We start from the raw sequence: 18,101 nt of genomic DNA on the forward strand, positions 1-18,101 counted from the left end.
GTATTACTACGAGAGCTGTAGGGTCGGCGGCGATGCCGCCGACGTGGTGAGTCGTGTCGCAAGATCGGCCTTCGTGGCGGATCCTCCGTTAACGGTCACCGCGTCGGCGGGAGACCCGCCGGCCCTACGAACAGCTCCTTACAACTTGGAGGTAGACATGCTGGTTGGCGTTCCAAAGGAAATCAAGAACCACGAATACCGGGTAGGCCTCACGCCCCCGTCCGTGCGCGAACTCACCGCGCGCGGGCACCAGGTGCTCGTGCAGAAGAACGCGGGCGCGGAGATCGGCCTGCTCGACGAGCAGTACGTGGCGGCAGGCGCCGCCATCGTCGAGACGGCGAAGGAGATCTTCGAGCGCGCGGAAATGATCGTGAAAGTCAAGGAGCCGCAGGCGGCCGAATGCGCGATGCTGCGCAAGGACCAGCTGCTCTACACCTACCTCCACCTGGCTCCCGATCCCGAACAGACCGCGGCGCTGGTCAAGTCGGGCGCCATCTGCATCGCCTACGAAACCATCACCGGCCCCGGCGGCGGCCTGCCGCTGCTCGCGCCGATGAGCGAAGTGGCCGGGCGCATGTCCATTCAAGCCGGCGCCAGCCACCTGGAAAAGTCGAAGGGCGGCATGGGCTTGCTGCTGGGCGGGGTGCCCGGCGTCGAAGCCGGCCATGTGGTCATCATCGGCGCCGGCGTGGTCGGCACCAATGCGCTGCAGATGGCGGCCGGCCTCGGCGCGCGCGTGACGGTGCTGGACAAGAACGTCGATCGCCTGCGCCAGCTCGACCTGGTCTACGGCAACCGCATCTCGACCCTGTACTCGAACGCCCACGCGCTGGAACAGGCGGTGCTGTCGGCCGACCTGGTGATCGGCGGCGTGCTGGTGCCGGGCGCCGCGGCGCCGAAGCTGGTCACCCGCGACATGGTGGCGCGCATGAAGAAGGGCGCGGTGATCGTGGACGTGGCGATCGACCAGGGCGGCTGCTTCGAGACTTCGCATGCGACCACCCATGCCGATCCGACCTTCGTGGTGGATGGCGTGATCCACTACTGCGTGGCGAACATGCCGGGCGCGGTGGCGCGCACCTCCACCTTTGCCCTGAATAACGCCACCATCGGCCACGCCGTGGCGCTGGCGGGCAAGGGCTGGCGCAAGGCGCTGGCGGACGATGTCCACCTGCGCCACGGCCTGAACGTCTGCCAGGGCAAGGTCACCTACGAAGCCGTGGCGCGCGACCTGGGCTACGACTACGTGCCGGCCGAATCGCTCCTGGGCTGAAGCGGCGCTTCCTTCAGGTCCCGGCACAGGCGCCGGGTGATGTGGAAGGCATACTGCGCGGCGACCGATTTCACGAAACGCATGAAGTCGGGCGCCGCGTTTTCATTGGCGTTGTCGGAAATCGCGCGGATCACGGCGCAGGGCACGCCCAGCTCGTGGCATACCTGGGCCACCGCGGCGCCTTCCATCTCCACCGCCACCAGCCCGGGCAGCAGGCCATTCATCGCTTCCAGGCGCAGCCGGTCGTTCACGAACTGGTCGCCGCTGGCCACCAGGCCGCGGTGCACGCGCGGCCGTGCAAGCCCGAACGCGCGCCGTTCTCCTTCGCCGACCGCGTCCAGGAAGTCCAGTTCAAGGAAATCCTGGGCCGCCCCCACCAGGCGCATCGACAGTGGCGCATCGGGCTGGAAATGGGTTTGCCCGGTCAAGGGCACTTCGAAGCGGGGAAACAGGGGGCTCGCATCCATGTCGTGCTGGACCAGCGATTCCGCTACCACGATGTCGCCCACTTGCACCGTCCTGTCCCCCGCACCGGCCACGCCGGTGAAGAGGATGTGGGTAACTCCGAACTTTTCCACAAGGGTTGTCGCGGTCATGGCGGCCGCAACCTTCCCAATTCGCGACAGGACGCACACAGCGTCGATTTCCCACAGTTGTCCGGCAACGTAGTCGCGCATGCCATGGATGAGCCTGGAGGGCCCTCTCATGGCTTCCACGAGCCCTGCCTGTTCTTCGTGCAGTGCGCTGATGATCCCTAATCGCATGGTGGCTGGTCTATTTTCTCGTTCAAAGCGGTTTGCGGAAGTACACCACGCGCTCGGTTTCTTCGAATCCTAGCGCCAGGTGCATGGCCTGGCTGGCCGTATTGTCCAGCAGTGCATCGGACGCCAGCTCCCTGCAACCCTGTTCGCGCGCCCATTGCTGGGCTTTGTCGACCAATAAACGGGCAATGCCCTGCTTGCGGAAGCCCGGAGCGACGTACAAGCCTTCCAGGAAGCCGACCGGCGAGCTGTCGGTGCCGTTCACGTAATCGCTCCTGAGCGCGATTTCGACCAGTCCCTGGGCTTCGCCGGCGTCGGAATAAGCAAGGAACTGTGCATAACGTTCCGGTTGTGCACAGTTGTCCTGCATTTCAGGCAGGTGTTCGCTGCTTTCCGCAGGCCACAAGGCCATGCGCAGCGCGAGCCAGCCGGCTTGTTCCGCGCTTGTACAGCGCTTGATGATGGTCATGAGGAAGCTCAGCGTGATGACTTAGCTTCGGAGATTAGCAGAAGCGCATCGCCCTGGCGGCTGTTTGTCCGCCTTTGCTTCTGTTGTTTACTTAAAGAATATGTATACAAGCTTGGTAGTGATAGTAAACGGTCGATTGTCTGTGGATAAAACCGGTTTACTCCACAACATCAATCGCTTACGCATGCGTTTACCTGCGGGACAAAGCTTGTTCCCGGCTTGCACGAAACGTGGACAAAAAACGGCCGAGTCGTCGAACAGGACGTTCTGCACATCTGATCCTGTGGATATGCAGTAGCTTTTCCACAGCCTGGAGCGCGCAGTCGTGTTTTTGGGTCTTCAAGACATGGGACAGCGTGATCAATACCTGGTGATCGGGACGGAAACGGATGTGCCGCGGTTTGCGTTCGGTCCAGGACGGGCAGCTCATGCTTGTTTTTTGGGCAGACGTTTTTTTGCTTGATGCCGTCACGGTTGTTGAGCGGGCACGTAGAAGAACATGCTTTTGTTGTTTATTTAAAAGTATGTATACAAAGTTGGTAGTAATAGTAAACGGCCCAGGGTTTGTGGATAAACCCGATTTTTCTCACAAGATCAATTGTTTACGCTTGCGTTTACCTGCGGGACAAGGCTTGTTTTTACCTTGTAGGAAACTTGGATAGAAATTGGTGGTGCTGGCCGACAGTCGTTTTTGCACATTCGATCCTGTGGATATTCATGCGGTTTTCCACAGAGCGTGCAAGGTCACACTGTTTTTCCCGTGTTCGCGAGGGAGCTGGGCGAGGCGAACGCGGGGTTGGCGATGCAGGCTTGGGATGTGCAAAGTTGCAACGTCCGAGCCAAAAAAAAATTTTTCGGAAGCTTCTCGGGTTTACAACCAGAATCTGTATACAAGTTTGGTAGTAGTAGTTAACGCCAACCCATTCCTGTGGACAAGCCGGTTAACCTACGAAAAATCAGCAGCTTATGCGCCGCATAAGCCAGTGCACCGGCACGCAAAGTTCTTGGTGGCAAATCTGGACAAGATTTTTGCCTGTGTAAAAAAGCCGAGTTTTGCACAAACGATACCTGTGGATATCAAGTCGGTTATCCACAGATGAGCTCTAGACTTCCCGTGTCGATCTGGTAAGCTCCATCCATCGAACCACGGTCGGAGGCAAATTGGACTTCGCTGCGCTGTCGTTGTTGCCCGCTTTTTGCATGCCGGAGCCCGGCGGCATGCGCATTCGGGTGCCTTGAGCGTGGAGTCGGCTGGCGACTACGACTACATCATCGTCGGAGCGGGCACCTCCGGCTGCGTACTGGCCAACCGGCTCACGGCGAACAAGGAGCTCAAGGTCCTGATCATCGAAGCAGGCGGCCGCGACGACTACCTGTGGATCCATATCCCGGTCGGCTACCTGCACTGCATCGGGAATCCGCGCACCGACTGGCTGTTCCGGACCGAACCGGATGCCGGCCTGGGCGGACGGTCGCTGATCTACCCGCGCGGCAAGGTGCTGGGCGGCAGCTCGTCGATCAACGGCATGATCTACATGCGTGGCCAGAAGACCGACTACGACCGCTGGGCCGAGCTGACGGACGATCCCTCCTGGCGCTGGGAGGGGGTGCTGCCGCTGTTCAAGCGCAGTGAAGACCACCATGGCGGCGCCAGCGAGGTCCACGGCGCCGGCGGCGAATGGCGGGTCGAGCGCCAGCGCCTGTCGTGGAAGATCCTGGACGCCTTCCGTGACGCGGCCGAGCAGGAAGGGATTCCCAAGATCGAGGACCTGAATGCGGGCGGCGGCGAAGGTTCCGCCTATTTCGAGGTCAACCAGCGCCGCGGCATCCGTCTCAACACGGCGCGCGCCTTCCTGACGCCGGCGGCCCAGCGCGAGAACCTGACCGTGATGACCGGCTGTCACGTCGAGCGCCTGCTGTTTACGGACACGGAGCAGGGCAAGCTTTGCCACGGCGTGCAGTTCACCGGCGGCGGCCGCGCCTTCACCGCCTCGGCCCGGCGCGAAGTGCTGCTGGCGGCGGGCGCGATCGGCTCGCCCCAGATCCTGCAGCTGTCGGGCATCGGGCCGGCGGGACTGCTGCGCGACCACGGCATCGCGCCCCTGGTCGATGCGCCGGGCGTGGGCGAAAACCTGCAGGACCACCTGCAGTTGCGCATGATTTTCAAGGTGCAGGGCGCGCCGACCCTCAACACGCGGGCGTCGAACTGGTTCGGCAAGGCCTGGATCGGCCTCGAATATGCGCTGCTGCGCAGCGGTCCGATGTCGATGGCGCCGTCGCAGCTGGGCGCCTTTGCCTGCTCGCGGCCCGGCTTGGGCGCGCCGGACCTGCAATTCCACGTCCAGCCGCTGTCGCTGGACAAGTTCGGCGACCCGCTGCACCGCTTCCCGGCCTTTACCGCGAGCGTGTGCAACCTGCAGCCGAGCTCGCGCGGCCATGTGCGCATCGCATCCGGCGACAGCTACGCGGCGCCGAAGATCACGCCGAACTACCTGAGCACCGAGGCCGACCGCCGGACCGCCGCGGCTGCCCTCCAGCTGACCCGACGCATCGTGGCCGCGCCCGGCCTGGCCCGCTACCGGCCCCAGGAATACCTGCCCGGCCCGCAATACCGGACGGAAGAAGAGCTGGCCCAGGCCGCCGGCATGATCGGCACCACGATTTTCCACCCGGTCGGCACCTGCCGCATGGGACGCGCGGACGATCCGCTGGCCGTGGTCGACAGCCGCCTGCGCGTACATGGCGTGCGCGGACTGCGCGTGGTCGACGCCTCGATCATGCCCTTTATCACCTCGGGCAACACGAATTCCCCCACGATCATGATCGCGGAAAAGACGGCCGCCGATATCCTGGGCAAACTTGCGCACGGGACGTGAATAAGTCTGTGCATAAATGCGTGAATAGCCCGGGGATTGCCTGTGCAAAACTGCACACCCGCCTTGCGCGTCCGCCGGACATGAAACATGCACACGCTAGCGTCAGCGTATTGTGAGCACCTGTCCTTGTAGGTATTATTTGTTGAGCAATGTTGCCTTCACAGTAGTACGTGGGAGAGCCAATGGCGGATGTCATCCTGGAGACAAGGGATCTGACCAAGGAATTCAAGGGATTCACGGCAGTTAGCAACGTCAACCTCAAGGTCCAGCGCGGCCATATCCACGCGCTGATCGGCCCCAATGGCGCCGGCAAGACCACCTGTTTCAATCTTCTCACCAAGTTCCTGGTGCCGAGCTCCGGGCAGATCCTGTTCAACGGCAAGGACATCACGGGCGCCCGGCCGGCCCAGATCGCCCGCATGGGGGTGATCCGCTCCTTCCAGATCTCGGCGGTCTTTCCCCACCTGAGCGTGCTCGAGAACGTGCGCATCGGCCTGCAGCGCCGGCTCGGCACCAGCTTCCACTTCTGGCGCAGCGAACGCTCGCTCGAAAGCCTGAACGGCCGCGCCATGGAACTGCTGGCCGAGGTCGGCCTGGAGGGCTGTGCGGACGTGCTGACGGCCGACCTGCCTTACGGCCGCAAGCGGGCGCTCGAGATCGCCACGACCCTGGCCATGGAGCCGGAACTGATGCTGCTGGACGAACCGACCCAGGGCATGGGCCATGAAGATGTCCACAGGGTTACCGAATTGATCAAGAAGGTGTCGGCAGGGCGCACCATCCTGATGGTGGAGCACAACATGAACGTCGTGTCGGGCATCTGCGACCGCATCTCGGTGCTCCAGCGCGGCGCGCTGCTGGCGGAGGGCAGCTATGCCGAGGTGGCGCGCAATCCGCAGGTGATGGAGGCCTATATGGGCACCACCGACGCCGAGCTGCAGGGAGCCCACGGATGACCCCCGCACTCGAGATCCGCGACCTGCACGCCTGGTACGGCGAATCGCACATCCTGCACGGTATCAGCCTGAGCGTGAACCCGGGCGAAGTCGTCACCCTGCTGGGCCGCAACGGCGCCGGCCGCACCACCACCTTGCGCGCCATCATGGGCCTGACGGGACGGCGCAGCGGCGCGATCCGGGTGAATGGCGTGGAGGCGATCGGCCTGCCGACCCACCGCATCGCCCACCTCGGGATCGGCTATTGCCCGGAAGAGCGGGGCATCTTCTCGTCCCTGTCGACCGAGGAAAACCTGATGCTGCCGCCGCGCCTGAACGCAAGCGCAGGAGGCATGAGCGTGGACGAGATCTACGCCATGTTCCCCAACCTCTACGAGCGCCGCCACAGCCAGGGCACGCGCCTGTCGGGCGGCGAGCAGCAGATGCTGGCGGTGGCGCGCATCCTGCGCACCGGCGCGCGCCTGCTGCTGCTGGACGAGATCTCGGAAGGCCTGGCGCCGGTCATCGTGCAGGCCCTGGCGCGCATGATCACGACCCTCAAGTCCAAGGGCTACACCATCGTCATGGTGGAACAGAATTTCCGCTTCGCGGCAAAGCTGGCGGACCGCTTTTACGTGGTGGAGCATGGCCAGGTCGTCGAGACGATCGCCGCGGCCGAACTCGAAGCCAGGATGCCGGTGCTCACCGAGCTCCTGGGTGTGTGATTTTTCAGATAACAACGGAGACTAGTATGAAACTGCGTGCCATCACCCTGGCCCTGGCTGCCAGTGCCGGTTTTTCCCTGCCTGTCCATGCCCAGATCTCGGGCGACGTGATCAAGATCGGTTTCATCACCGACCTGTCCGGCGTGTATTCGGACGTCGACGGCAAAGGCGGCATCGAAGCGATCCAGATGGCGATCGCCGACGCGGGCGGCGCCATCAACGGCAAGAAGATCCAGCTGATCACCGCCGACCACCAGAACAAGCCCGACATCGCCGCTTCCAAGGCGCGTGAATGGTTCGACCAACAGGGCGTCGATTTGCTGATCGGCGGCACCAACTCGGGCGCCAGCCTGGCCATGGCCAAGGTTGCGGCGGAAAAGAAAAAGGTCTTCATCGCGATCGGCTCCGGCACGGCCCAGCTGACCAACGAGCAGTGCACGCCCTATACCGTGCACTACGCCTACGACACCGTGGCGCTGGCGCGCGGCACCGGCGCCACCATGCTCAAGCAGGGCGGCAAGTCCTGGTACTTCATGACCGCCGACTACGCCTTCGGCCAGTCGCTCGAGAAGGACACCGCCGACGTGGTCAAGGCCAATGGCGGCACCGTGGTGGGCAGCGTCAAGCACCCGCTGTCGGCCTCGGACTTCTCGTCCTTCCTGCTGCAGGCGCAGTCGTCCAAGGCGCAGGTGCTGGGCCTGGCCAACGCCGGCGGCGACATGATCAACGCGGTCAAGGCGGCCAACGAGTTCGGCCTGTCGAAGAAGATGAAGCTGGCCGGTCTGCTGGTCTTCATCAACGATATCCACACCCTGGGCCTGAACACCACCCAGGGGATGTACCTGACCGATGGCTGGTACTGGGACATGAACGCCGACACCCGCGCCTGGTCGAAGCGCTACTTCGCCAAGATGAAGAAGCAGCCCTCGATGCTGCAGGCGGGCGACTATTCCGCCGCGACCCAGTTCCTGAACGCGGTCAAGGCCACCGGCACCGACGACGCCGACAAGGTGATCGCCCACATGAAGAAGACCCCGGTCAACGACATGTTCGCCAAGAACGGCAGCATCCGCCCGGACGGCCGCATGGTCCACGACATGTACCTCATGCAGGTCAAGAAACCGGCGGAATCGAAGTACCCGTGGGACTACTACAAGGTCGTCGCCACCATCCCGGGCGACCAGGCCTACACCAAGAAAGCCGAAACCAAGTGCTCCTTGTGGAAATAAGCGGACCCTTGCGCACTTAGCACCTCCAGCCTCGGCACGTCACCCCCGCGAAGGCGGGGGCCCAAGTTTCCCAGCACACCCGCAGCGCTCATAGAAGCAACTCCATGGAAATCTTCGGCATCCCCCTCCAGGCCCTGATGAGCCAGCTCCTGCTGGGCCTGGTCAACGGCTCCTTCTACGCCATGCTCTCGCTGGGCCTGGCCGTCATCTTCGGCCTGCTCAACGTGATCAACTTCTCGCACGGCGCCCTGTACATGGTGGGCGCCTTCGCCGCCTACATCGGCGTGTCCAGCTTCGGCCTGAACTACTGGATGATGCTCGTGCTGGCGCCGCTGCTGGTGGGCGCCTTCGGCATCCTGGTCGAGCGCAGCATGCTGCGCTGGCTGTACAAGCTGGACCACCTCTACGGCCTGCTGCTGACCTTCGGCATCACCTTGCTGCTGGAAGGCGTGTTCCGCTCCTTCTTCGGCGTTTCCGGCCAGACCCTGGACGTGCCGGAACAGCTGGCCGGCGCCACCGACCTCGGCTTCATGATCCTGCCCAACTACCGCGCCTGGGTCGTGGTGGCCTCGGTGGTGGTCTGCCTGGGCACCTGGTTCGTGATCGAAAAGACCCGCCTGGGCGCCTACCTGCGGGCCGGCACCGAGAACCCCAAGCTGGTCGAGGCCTTCGGCGTCAACGTGCCGCTGATGGTCACCCTGACCTATGGCTTCGGCGTGGCCCTGGCGGGCCTGGCGGGCGTGCTGGCGGCGCCCGTGATCAACGTGACGCCGCTGATGGGCTCGAACCTGATCATCGTCGTGTTCGCCGTGGTCGTGATCGGCGGCATGGGCTCGATCCTCGGTTCCATCCTCACCGGCCTGGGGCTGGGCGTGATCGAGGGCCTGACCCGGGTGTTCTATCCGGAAGGCTCGGAAGTGGTGGTGTTCGTCGTGATGGTCATCGTGCTGCTGCTGCGCCCGGCCGGGCTGTTCGGCAAGGAAAAATGAGATGAACAAGAAAATCGTCTACCTGGTCTTCCTGGCGGCGGCGCTGGCGGCGCCATACTTCGCCTATCCGGTGTTCCTGATGAAGCTGCTGTGCTTCGCCTTGTTCGCCTGCGCGTTCAACCTGCTGATCGGCTTCACCGGCCTGCTGTCCTTCGGCCATGCCGCTTTTTTCGGCAGCGCCGGCTACGTGACCGGGCATATGCTGACCGTGGTCGGCCTGCCGACCGAGCTGGGCATCGTGCTCGGCGTGCTGGCCAGCAGCCTGCTCGGCCTGGTGATCGGCGCGCTGGCGATCCGCCGCCAGGGCATCTACTTCTCGATGATCACCCTGGCGCTGGCCCAGATGGTGTATTTCGCGGCCCTGCGCTCGCCCTTCACCCATGGCGAGGACGGCCTGCAGGGCGTGCCGCGCGGGCGCCTGTTCGGGGCGCTGGACCTGTCCAATGACCTGGTCATGTACTACGTGGTGCTGGCGCTGTTCGCGGCCGGCTTCGCCCTGATCCTGCGCACCGTGCATTCGCCCTTCGGCCAGGTGCTCAAGGCGATCAAGGAGAACGAGGCGCGCGCCGTCTCCTTGGGCTACGAGGTCGACCGCTACAAGCTGCTGGCTTTCGTCCTGTCCGCGGCCCTGGCAGGGCTCGCAGGAGCCACCAAAACGGTCGTATTGGGCTTCGAGACGCTGACCGACGTGCACTGGACCATGTCGGGCCTGGTGGTCCTGATGACGCTGGTAGGGGGCATGGGGACGCTGGCCGGGCCGGTGCTCGGCGCCTTCCTCATCATCGCCCTGGAAAACAAGCTGGGCGACCTTGGCGCCTGGCTGTCGGAGTCGCTCGGGATCGCCTGGTTCGGCGCGCTGGGCGAGTCGGTGGGCATGGTGACGGGACTGATCTTTATTGTCTGCGTCCTCTCGTTCCGCCGTGGTATTGTGGGAGAAATTGCTGCTCTGCTCGCCAAGAAGCCCAAAGCGAATGCCTGAGCAGCCTGGTCTTCACGCGCTGCTTCAGGAAAAGCATGGGTTTCGATTCGCATCACGCCACGGTCAACGGTCTGGACATGCATTACGTCAGCATGGGGGAGGGACCGCCCGTGCTGCTGCTGCACGGTTTCCCTGATACCCACATCATCTGGCGCAAGCAGATCCCGGCCCTGGCCGCGGCCGGTTTCCGGGTCATCGCGCCCGACCTGCGCGGCTACGGCAAGACCGAAGCGCCGTCCAGCACCGGCGCCTATGCCATCGAATTCCTGCGCGCCGACGTGCTCGGCTTGATGGACGTGCTCGGTATCGAAAAAGCCGCGCTCGTGGGCCACGACTGGGGCGGGCTGGTCGGCTGGCAAGTCTGCATGGATGCGCCCCACCGGGTCGAGCGTTTCGTCGCCCTGTCGACCGGCCATCCTGCGGCGATCGCCAACGCGGGCATGGAGCAGCAGATGCGCTTCTGGTACATCCAGGGCTTCCTGATGCCGGTCGTCGCCGAGCAGGCGATCAAGGCCAATGACTGGTCCTTCTTGCGCCAGCTGACGCGCAACAAGGAGCAGCAGCAGTTGTGGCTGGCGGCGCTGGAGCCGGAAGGGCGCCTGACCGCGGCGCTCAACTACTACCGCGCCAACCTCAAGCTGGGCTCGGCGCGCCGCTGGAGCCCGGTGGAAGTGCCGGTGATGGGGGTCTGGAGCGACCGCGACCCGGCGCTCGGCGAAAAGCAGATGCTCGATTCCGCCGAATACTGCCGCGCCGGATTCCGCTACGAACGCCTGGACGACGTCGGGCACTGGATGCAGCTGTCCGCCACGCACAAGGTCAACGCCCTCCTGATCGAATACCTGACCGGCGCGCGCTCATAGAGCGGCCGCATAGATCGCCCGCGCATGCTCGCGCGTCATCTCGCGCGGGTTGTTTCCCAATAGCCTGGGTTGCAGCATCGCGTCATCGGCCATCCGGTCGAGGTCGGATTCGGCAATGCCGACCTGGCGCAGGCTGGTCTCGATTCCCGTCATTTCCGCTGTTTGTTGCGTCGCAACAATGAGGGCGCGCGCCCGTGCTTCGTCGCTGCCGCCCGCCTCCGGCGCGAGGATGTCCGCCAGTTCCGCGTAGCTGGACGCGGCCTGGGGCAGGTTGAATGCGAGGACATGCGGCAGGACGAGCGAGTTCGACAGCCCATGCGGCACGTGAAACATGCCGCCGATCGGGTAGGCCAGCGCATGGACCGCGGCCACCGGCGCATTCGAAAACGCCTGTCCGGCCAGGCAGGCGCCGAGCAGCATGGCTTGCCTTGCCTGCACATCCTGGCCGCGTTGGCAGGCCGGCAGTAAGTTGCGTGACAGCAACCCCAATGCCTCACGCGCGAGGGCGTCCGACAGCGGGTTCTTCTTGTGGCGGCTGGTATAGGCCTCGATGGCATGGACCATCGCATCGATGCCGGTGGCGGCCGTGATTCTCGGGGGCAGGCCGAGGGTCAGGCTGGCGTCGAGCACGGCCATGTCGGCATACAGCTGGGAGGCGACGATGCCGGTCTTGGTCGTTGCACCTGTGGTGACGATGGCGATGTTGGTGACTTCCGAACCGGTGCCGGCCGTGGTCGGGACCTGGACCAGCGGCAGCCTGTGTCCGCTGACTTTGCCGATGCCATAGATCTCGTCCAGGGCTTGGCCGCTCTCCGCGAGCACGGCCACCAGCTTGGCGGCATCCATCGAACTGCCGCCGCCGAAGCCGATCACCAGGTCGGCCCCGTGCCGGCGCGCAGCCTCGACCGCCTGCAGCACCACGCTGTCCGGCGGGTCGGCGACAACCTCCGAGAAGACCGCCGGCAGCATGCCGTGGCGCTGCAGGTCGAGGCGGGCGGGCTCCATCAGGCCGGTGGCCAGGAAGCCGGCGTCCGTCACGAAGAGGGGGCGCCTCGTTCCCGGAAAGCGCTCGGCAAGCAGTTGTCCCAACCTGGCGCCGGCCCCCGGTTCGGACAGGATGCTGGCGACGGTACTGAAGGCGAAAGCGGTCATGCTGGTCTCCTTGGTGTTCTCTCTAGAGCTTACCGCATCCGCGCCGTGTTGGGCTTGCACTCGGGAAGTGGGCTTGGCTTAAAATGCTCGCTCAGCACCAATCCGAAAGTTCCCATGATTGATTTCGTATGGCTCGGCGCGGCCGCGTTCGCCGCCGGGCTGGTCGATGCCGTGGTCGGCGGCGGCGGCCTGATCCAGGTTCCCGCCATCTTTTCCATCCTGCCGAAAGAAGCGCCGGCCACCCTGATCGGCACCAACAAGCTGGCCAGCATCTTCGGCACCAGCACCGCTGCGGTGAACTACGCGCGCCGAGTGCGGGTCGCGTGGAGCACCGCGGCGCCTGCTGCCCTGGCCGCCTTCGTACTGTCGTTCGCCGGCGCCTGGACGGTCACCCGCGTGCCGGCCGACTTTGTACGTACGCTGCTGCCGATCATCCTGGTGGCGGTCGCCGTCTACACCTTCAAGAAAAAGGATCTCGGTTCGGTCCATGCGCCGGTCCATAGCGGCAAGGCAGAACGCTATTGGGCGATCGGCATTGGCGCGTCGATCGGTTTCTACGATGGGTTCTTCGGCCCGGGTACCGGCAGCTTCCTGATCTTCCTGTTCGTGCGTTTCTTCGGTTTCGACTTCCTCAGTGCCTCGGCCGCAGCCAAGATCGTCAACGTGGCCTGCAATTTCTCGGCCCTGCTCTGGTTCGGGTACAGCGGCCATTTGCTGTGGCAGGTCGGCCTGATGATGGCGGGCTGCCAGATTGTCGGCTCGCTGATCGGCACCAGGCTGGCGCTGAAGCACGGTAGCGGCTTCGTGCGTAAGCTCTTCCTTTGCGTGGTCAGCGGGCTGATTTTGAGGACCGCTTACGATGCTTTCACCAAGATTGGGTGGTAGCGCTGTTCCACGTGAAACAATGAAGCCGGGCTCGTCCCGGCTTTTTTATTGATTGTTCCACGTGGAACCAACTGACAATATTGTCGAGTACTGTTTCACGTGGAACAAAATTCGTCGTTTTCCGCGCCGGTTGAGAGTCCCACAAGAAAAAAGAATCTATAATCGCGCATTAGTCTCCTCGCTTTGCTCCCATCATGCTATTTCCTACTGAATTCGACGTGATCGTCGTCGGCGGCGGCCATGCCGGTACTGAAGCTGCGCTCGCGTCCGCTCGCACCGGTCAAAAGACCCTGCTGCTCACGCATAACATCGAGACCCTCGGGGCGATGTCCTGCAACCCATCCATCGGCGGTATCGGCAAGGGCCACCTGGTCAAGGAAGTCGATGCCCTCGGCGGCGCAATGGCCATCGCCACTGACGAGGCCGGCATCCAGTTCCGCATCCTGAACTCGTCCAAGGGACCGGCCGTGCGCGCCACCCGCGCCCAGGCCGACCGAGTGCTGTACAAGGCGGCAATCCGTTCGCGCCTGGAAAACCAGCCCAACCTGTGGCTGTTCCAGCAGGCGGTGGACGACCTGATGGTGGAGGGCGACCGCGTGGTCGGCGCCGTTACCCAGATCGGCCTGCAGTTCCGCGCCCGCGCCGTGGTCTTGACGGCAGGTACCTTCCTCGATGGCAAGATCCACGTCGGCCTGCAGAATTATTCCGGCGGCCGCGCAGGCGATCCGCCCGCCGCCTCGCTGTCTTCGCGCCTGAAGGAACTCAAGCTGCCGCAGGGCCGCCTGAAGACCGGCACGCCGCCCCGCATCGATGGCCGCAGCATCGACTTTTCGGTGCTGGCCGAGCAGCCGGGCGACCTCGATCCGGTGCCGGTGTTTTCATACATGGGCAACGTCGCCATGCACCCGCGCCAGGTGCCGTGCTGGGTCACGCACACCAATGAAAAGACCCACGACATCATCCGCTCCGGCCTGGACCGCAGCCCGATGTACACCGGCGTGATCGAAGGCGTCGGCCCGCGCTATTGCCCCTCGATCGAGGACAAGATCCACCGCTTCGCGTCGAAGGAGTCGCACCAGATCTTCCTGGAACCGGAAGGCCTGACCACCAACGAGTTCTACCCGAACGGGATCTCGACCAGCCTGCCGTTCGACGTGCAGCTGGACCTGGTACGCTCGATGCGCGGCCTGGAAAACGCCTTTATCCTGCGTCCCGGCTACGCCATCGAATACGATTATTTCGACCCGCGTGGCCTCAAGGCCTCGCTCGAGACCAAGGCCATCAAGGGCCTGTTCTTCGCCGGCCAGATCAACGGCACCACCGGCTACGAGGAAGCCGCGGCCCAGGGCCTGCTGGCCGGCTTGAACGCCTCCCTGCAAACCCAGGGCAAGGACGCCTGGACCCCGGGCCGCTCGGAAGCCTACCTGGGCGTGCTGGTCGACGACCTCACTACCCAGGGCGTGGCCGAACCTTACCGCATGTTTACCAGCCGCGCGGAATACCGCCTGTCGCTGCGCGAGGACAATGCCGACATGCGCCTGACCGAGATCGGCCGCCAGCTGGGCGTGGTGGGTGACGCGCAGTGGGCCGCTTTCGAGACCAAGCGCGAATCCGTGGCCCGCGAACTGGAGCGCCTGCGTTCCACCTGGGTCAACCCGCGCATCCTGGCCGCCGCCGAATCCGAGCGCGTGGTGGGGCAGGCGATCGAGCGCGAGTACAACCTGGCGGACCTGCTGCGCCGCCCGGGCGTCGAATACGCCACCCTGATGTCCATGACCGGCAACGAAGGTCAGCCACTGGCCGGCCCTGGCGTGGAAGATCCGGCCGTCAAGGAGCAGGTGGAAATCCAGATCAAGTACGCCGGCTACATCGACCGCCAGGCACGCGAAGTGGAGCGTCACGAGCACTACGAAAACCTCAAGCTGCCCGAAAACCTGGACTACCTGGAGATCGCGGCCCTGTCGATCGAAGTGCGCCAGAAGTTGGACAAGCAGCGTCCGGAGACCCTGGGCCAGGCTTCGCGTATCTCGGGCGTGACTCCGGCGGCTATTTCTCTGCTGCTGGTGCACCTGAAAAAGCGTGGTGCCAAGGGCTTCACCAACGCACCGGCGGAGCAGGCGCAATGAGGGGATTCGACCGCAACGCGCTGGAGCAAGTCCTTGCCGAGGGCATCGCCGAGATGAAACTGGACGTGCCGGCGCAGCAGCAACAGCAGCTGCTCGACTACGTCCATCTGATGGCCAAGTGGAATTCGGTCTACAACCTGACGTCGCTGCGCGACCCGATGCAGATGGTGACCCACCATCTGCTGGATTCCCTGGCGGCGGTGCCGGCGTTTTCCAGCGCACGCAATGTGCTGGACGTGGGAGCAGGGGGCGGGCTGCCCGGCATCGTACTGGCCATCACACGGCCAGGCATGAAGGTGTCGATGATCGACACCGTGCACAAGAAAACCGCCTTCCTCACGCAGGTAAAGGCCGAATTGGGACTGGCGAACGTCACCGTGTACACGAAAAAGGTGCAGGAGCTGGAGGTGAGCGACAAATTCGACGTCATCACCTCGCGTGCTTTCGCCGACCTGTCGGATTTCGTGGAGTGGTCGGGACACCTGCTGGCGGAGGGTGGCAAATTCATCGCCTTGAAAGGCGTGGCCCCCAGCGAGGAACGGGAGCGGCTCCCCGCGGAATGGAAAGTGACGGATTTGCAGCCCCTGCAGGTGCCAAGGCTGGGAGCGGAACGCCATCTCGTGTTCATCGAGAGAAACGTTTAAACAGTATACAAAGTATAAATGGTATAAATAGTTTATACCGTTTATATCTTATAAATCGTTGCAACGGTTTGTACGGTATGAACGGTATAGCGTCTTGTTGTCGCGTTCACGGAAAGAATAGATGGCGAAGATATTTTGCGTTGCGAATCAAAAAGGGGGCGTCGGCAAGACCACGACCTCCGTCAACCTGGCGGCAGGCCTGGCCAAGCTGAATCAGCGCGTGCTGCTGGTCGACCTCGACCCCCAGGGCAACGCCACGATGGGGGCGGGCATCAACAAGGCGGAACTGGAGGCATCGATCTACCAGGTGCTGCTGGGCGAGGCGGACGTATCCGCCGCGCGCCTGCGCTCGGAGTCCGGACGCTTCGACGTCCTGCCCGCCAACCGCGAGCTGGCCGGCGCCGAAGTGGAGATGGTCGCGCTGGATAACCGCGAGCGCCGCCTGAAGGACGCGCTGGCCAAGGTCGATGCGGACTACGACTTCATCCTGATCGACTGCCCGCCCGCGCTCTCGCTGCTCACCCTGAACGGCCTGTGCGGCGCGCACGGCGTGATCATCCCGATGCAGTGCGAGTACTACGCGCTCGAAGGCCTGTCCGACCTGGTCAACACGATCAAGAAGGTGCATGCCAACCTGAACACCGACTTGCGCATCATCGGCTTGCTGCGCGTGATGTTCGATCCGCGCATGACGCTGTCGCAGCAGGTCTCGAGCCAGCTCGAGCAGCACTTCGGCGACAAGGTATTCAAGACCATCATCCCGCGCAACGTGCGCCTGGCCGAAGCGCCGTCCTACGGCATGCCGGGCGTGGTGTTCGATCCGTCCTCGAAGGGCGCGCAGGCGTACATCGCTTTCGGCGCCGAGATGGTCGAGCGCATCAAGACAATGTAATCACTTAGAGCTAGAACAACATGGCAACCAAAAAACTGAAAGGACTCGGCCGCGGTCTCGACGCGCTGCTCGGCGGCGACAGCGAGCCTGCGCCAGTGGCGAACAATCCGTCGGCGCTGCCGGTCGGCCAGATCCAGGCCGGCAAGTACCAGCCCCGCACCCGCATGGACGAAGGCTCGCTCAGCGAGCTGGCCTCCTCGATCAAGACCCAGGGCATCATGCAGCCGGTGCTGGTGCGTCCCTTGCCCGCGGGTTCGGCCGCAGCGTACGAGATCATCGCCGGCGAACGCCGCTTCCGCGCCGCCCAGATGGCCGGCCTGGAGGAAATCCCGGTCCTGGTGCGCGACGTCGATGACCAGGCTGCCGCGGCGATGGCCCTGATCGAGAACATCCAGCGCGAAGACCTGAATCCGCTCGAAGAAGCGCAGGGCATCCAGCGTTTGATCTCGGATTTCAACTTCACCCATGAACAGGCGGCGGCGGCGGTCGGCCGTTCGCGCAGCGCGGTGTCGAACCTGCTGCGCCTGATCAACCTGGCGCAGCCGGTGCAGACCATGCTGATGGCGGGCGATATCGACATGGGCCACGCCCGCGCCCTGCTGGCGGTGGACAGCGCGAACCAGATCGCCCTGGCCAACCACGTGATCGCCAAGCGCCTGTCGGTGCGCGAGACCGAGAAGCTGGTGGCGCGCGCAATCGAGGAACAGAACGCGCCGGCCGCGGCGCCGCGGGCCAAGGAAAAGGCGGGCGACATCGTGCGCCTGGAAGAAGAGCTCTCGGACAAGCTGGCGACGCCCGTCATGTTCAAGATGGGCGCAAAAGGCAAGGGGCAACTGATCATCGACTTCGCCGACCTCGATATCCTCGATGGCGTGCTGGCGCGGCTGCGTGCCTGATGCATTTCGACAACACATCAATTGCTTGAACGCGTCGGCAGCTTACCTGCCGACGCGTCCAAACAGCTCATGCCGCAGGGTGGACGGATTCCCCGTCCGAGCATCCCATCAGCCATGCATACCTCGCTTCCCTGCAGAAACTTCCCCTATCAGAGAAACAAGGTCCGCACCGCCCCAGCGTGCCGCAAGTCTTGTATAAAACCCACAGATTGTTAACTCAAGGGTCAGCAGCCGCGCGCACTTAAGTAACTGAAAAGATTGCACAATCTTCCAGTGGTTTGTGACAATTGCGTCATCTTTACGCGCGAGTTATAAGTTGCGAATCGTTTGACTCATGTCCGTATAACCACTTATAATCCCGCTGATTCATGTAATTACCACATCGCAAATCGTCCACATGCGCGGGC

Annotated in this window: 16 protein-coding genes; 13 read left to right on the forward strand and 3 right to left on the reverse strand. The window is 63.6% G+C overall.

Annotated elements, in window-relative coordinates; genetic code table 11:
• Nucleotides 1-157: 157 nt before the first annotated feature.
• On the forward strand, nucleotides 158-1,273 hold the full coding sequence (ald, locus tag V7778_RS00075) for an alanine dehydrogenase (RefSeq protein ID WP_335551326.1): 1,116 nt from the start codon (nucleotides 158-160) through the stop codon (nucleotides 1,271-1,273).
• Here the strand turns inward: ald and V7778_RS00080 are convergent.
• Both V7778_RS00080 and aac(6') read right to left on the reverse strand, forming a co-directional pair.
• Nucleotides 1,243-2,037, reverse strand: coding sequence for a 5'-methylthioadenosine/adenosylhomocysteine nucleosidase (locus V7778_RS00080; protein ID WP_335551327.1), 795 nt, complete (start codon nucleotides 2,035-2,037; stop codon nucleotides 1,243-1,245). The genes ald and V7778_RS00080 overlap by 31 nt on opposite strands.
• Nucleotides 2,038-2,059: 22 nt before the next feature.
• Complete coding sequence (gene aac(6'), locus V7778_RS00085) at nucleotides 2,060-2,503, reverse strand: aminoglycoside 6'-N-acetyltransferase (protein WP_335551328.1); 444 nt, start codon at nucleotides 2,501-2,503, stop codon at nucleotides 2,060-2,062.
• A gap of 1,241 nt (nucleotides 2,504-3,744) precedes the next feature.
• On the opposite strand from aac(6'), the gene V7778_RS00090 reads away from it, so the two are divergent.
• From V7778_RS00090 to V7778_RS00120, 7 genes are all read left to right on the forward strand, one after another.
• Nucleotides 3,745-5,379, forward strand: coding sequence for a GMC family oxidoreductase (locus tag V7778_RS00090; protein ID WP_335551329.1), 1,635 nt, complete (start codon nucleotides 3,745-3,747; stop codon nucleotides 5,377-5,379).
• Between the two features lie 182 nt (nucleotides 5,380-5,561).
• Nucleotides 5,562-6,335, forward strand: a complete 774-nt coding sequence (locus V7778_RS00095; protein WP_335551330.1) for an ABC transporter ATP-binding protein — start codon at nucleotides 5,562-5,564, stop codon at nucleotides 6,333-6,335.
• Nucleotides 6,332-7,039, forward strand: coding sequence for an ABC transporter ATP-binding protein (locus V7778_RS00100; protein ID WP_335551331.1), 708 nt, complete (start codon nucleotides 6,332-6,334; stop codon nucleotides 7,037-7,039). The genes V7778_RS00095 and V7778_RS00100 overlap by 4 nt, the downstream gene beginning before the upstream one ends.
• Before the next feature lie 26 nt (nucleotides 7,040-7,065).
• A complete protein-coding gene (locus V7778_RS00105; protein ID WP_335551332.1) occupies nucleotides 7,066-8,268 on the forward strand; it encodes an ABC transporter substrate-binding protein in 1,203 nt (400 codons plus the stop codon).
• A 104-nt stretch (nucleotides 8,269-8,372) separates the two neighbouring features.
• Nucleotides 8,373-9,257, forward strand: a complete 885-nt coding sequence (locus V7778_RS00110; protein WP_335551333.1) for a branched-chain amino acid ABC transporter permease — start codon at nucleotides 8,373-8,375, stop codon at nucleotides 9,255-9,257.
• A 1-nt stretch (nucleotide 9,258) separates the two neighbouring features.
• Nucleotides 9,259-10,236 carry a branched-chain amino acid ABC transporter permease gene (locus V7778_RS00115; RefSeq protein WP_211518797.1) on the forward strand — a complete coding sequence of 326 codons (978 nt, stop codon included), beginning with the start codon at nucleotides 9,259-9,261 and terminating at the stop codon, nucleotides 10,234-10,236.
• 35 nt (nucleotides 10,237-10,271) lie between these two features.
• Nucleotides 10,272-11,099: an alpha/beta fold hydrolase gene (locus V7778_RS00120; protein ID WP_335551334.1), complete on the forward strand. Its 828-nt coding sequence runs from the start codon at nucleotides 10,272-10,274 to the stop codon at nucleotides 11,097-11,099.
• Here V7778_RS00120 and V7778_RS00125 read toward each other — a convergent pair.
• A complete protein-coding gene (locus V7778_RS00125; RefSeq protein WP_335551335.1) occupies nucleotides 11,094-12,251 on the reverse strand; it encodes an iron-containing alcohol dehydrogenase in 1,158 nt (385 codons plus the stop codon). The genes V7778_RS00120 and V7778_RS00125 overlap by 6 nt on opposite strands.
• Before the next feature lie 114 nt (nucleotides 12,252-12,365).
• Here V7778_RS00125 and V7778_RS00130 point away from each other — a divergent pair, with 114 nt between their 5' ends.
• The 5 genes from V7778_RS00130 (at nucleotide 12,366) to V7778_RS00150 (ending at nucleotide 17,694) form a co-directional block, all read left to right on the forward strand.
• Complete coding sequence (locus V7778_RS00130; protein WP_335551336.1) at nucleotides 12,366-13,136, forward strand: sulfite exporter TauE/SafE family protein; 771 nt, start codon at nucleotides 12,366-12,368, stop codon at nucleotides 13,134-13,136.
• A 194-nt stretch (nucleotides 13,137-13,330) separates the two neighbouring features.
• On the forward strand, nucleotides 13,331-15,262 hold the full coding sequence (gene mnmG / locus V7778_RS00135; protein WP_335551337.1) for a tRNA uridine-5-carboxymethylaminomethyl(34) synthesis enzyme MnmG: 1,932 nt from the start codon (nucleotides 13,331-13,333) through the stop codon (nucleotides 15,260-15,262).
• Nucleotides 15,259-15,906: a 16S rRNA (guanine(527)-N(7))-methyltransferase RsmG gene (gene rsmG, locus V7778_RS00140; protein ID WP_335551338.1), complete on the forward strand. Its 648-nt coding sequence runs from the start codon at nucleotides 15,259-15,261 to the stop codon at nucleotides 15,904-15,906. The genes mnmG and rsmG overlap by 4 nt, the downstream gene beginning before the upstream one ends.
• 121 nt (nucleotides 15,907-16,027) lie before the next feature.
• Nucleotides 16,028-16,798 carry a ParA family protein gene (locus V7778_RS00145; protein ID WP_335551339.1) on the forward strand — a complete coding sequence of 257 codons (771 nt, stop codon included), beginning with the start codon at nucleotides 16,028-16,030 and terminating at the stop codon, nucleotides 16,796-16,798.
• A gap of 20 nt (nucleotides 16,799-16,818) precedes the next feature.
• Nucleotides 16,819-17,694 (forward strand): ParB/RepB/Spo0J family partition protein, encoded by an 876-nt coding sequence (locus V7778_RS00150; protein WP_335551340.1) that lies wholly within the window; start codon nucleotides 16,819-16,821, stop codon nucleotides 17,692-17,694.
• Nucleotides 17,695-18,101 lie beyond the last annotated feature (407 nt).

Origin of the sequence: Massilia sp. DD77 (assembly GCF_036961685.1) — a bacterium.
Taxonomy (GTDB): domain Bacteria; phylum Pseudomonadota; class Gammaproteobacteria; order Burkholderiales; family Burkholderiaceae_D; genus Telluria.

Bases quoted from the DNA above. Each gene is read 5' to 3' on its own strand.
- V7778_RS00100 (WP_335551331.1), top strand. From the start codon at position 6,332: ATGACCCCCGCACTCGAGATCCGCGACCTGCACGCCTGGTACGGCGAA.
- rsmG (WP_335551338.1), top strand. From the start codon at position 15,259: ATGAGGGGATTCGACCGCAACGCGCTGGAGCAAGTCCTTGCCGAGGGC.
- V7778_RS00115 (WP_211518797.1), top strand. From the start codon at position 9,259: ATGAACAAGAAAATCGTCTACCTGGTCTTCCTGGCGGCGGCGCTGGCG.
- V7778_RS00150 (WP_335551340.1), top strand. From the start codon at position 16,819: ATGGCAACCAAAAAACTGAAAGGACTCGGCCGCGGTCTCGACGCGCTG.
- V7778_RS00130 (WP_335551336.1), top strand. From the start codon at position 12,366: ATGATTGATTTCGTATGGCTCGGCGCGGCCGCGTTCGCCGCCGGGCTG.
- V7778_RS00120 (WP_335551334.1), top strand. From the start codon at position 10,272: ATGGGTTTCGATTCGCATCACGCCACGGTCAACGGTCTGGACATGCAT.
- V7778_RS00125 (WP_335551335.1), bottom strand. From the start codon at position 12,251: ATGACCGCTTTCGCCTTCAGTACCGTCGCCAGCATCCTGTCCGAACCG.
- V7778_RS00145 (WP_335551339.1), top strand. From the start codon at position 16,028: ATGGCGAAGATATTTTGCGTTGCGAATCAAAAAGGGGGCGTCGGCAAG.
- V7778_RS00110 (WP_335551333.1), top strand. From the start codon at position 8,373: ATGGAAATCTTCGGCATCCCCCTCCAGGCCCTGATGAGCCAGCTCCTG.
- V7778_RS00095 (WP_335551330.1), top strand. From the start codon at position 5,562: ATGGCGGATGTCATCCTGGAGACAAGGGATCTGACCAAGGAATTCAAG.
- V7778_RS00080 (WP_335551327.1), bottom strand. From the start codon at position 2,037: ATGCGATTAGGGATCATCAGCGCACTGCACGAAGAACAGGCAGGGCTC.
- V7778_RS00105 (WP_335551332.1), top strand. From the start codon at position 7,066: ATGAAACTGCGTGCCATCACCCTGGCCCTGGCTGCCAGTGCCGGTTTT.
- ald (WP_335551326.1), top strand. From the start codon at position 158: ATGCTGGTTGGCGTTCCAAAGGAAATCAAGAACCACGAATACCGGGTA.
- mnmG (WP_335551337.1), top strand. From the start codon at position 13,331: ATGCTATTTCCTACTGAATTCGACGTGATCGTCGTCGGCGGCGGCCAT.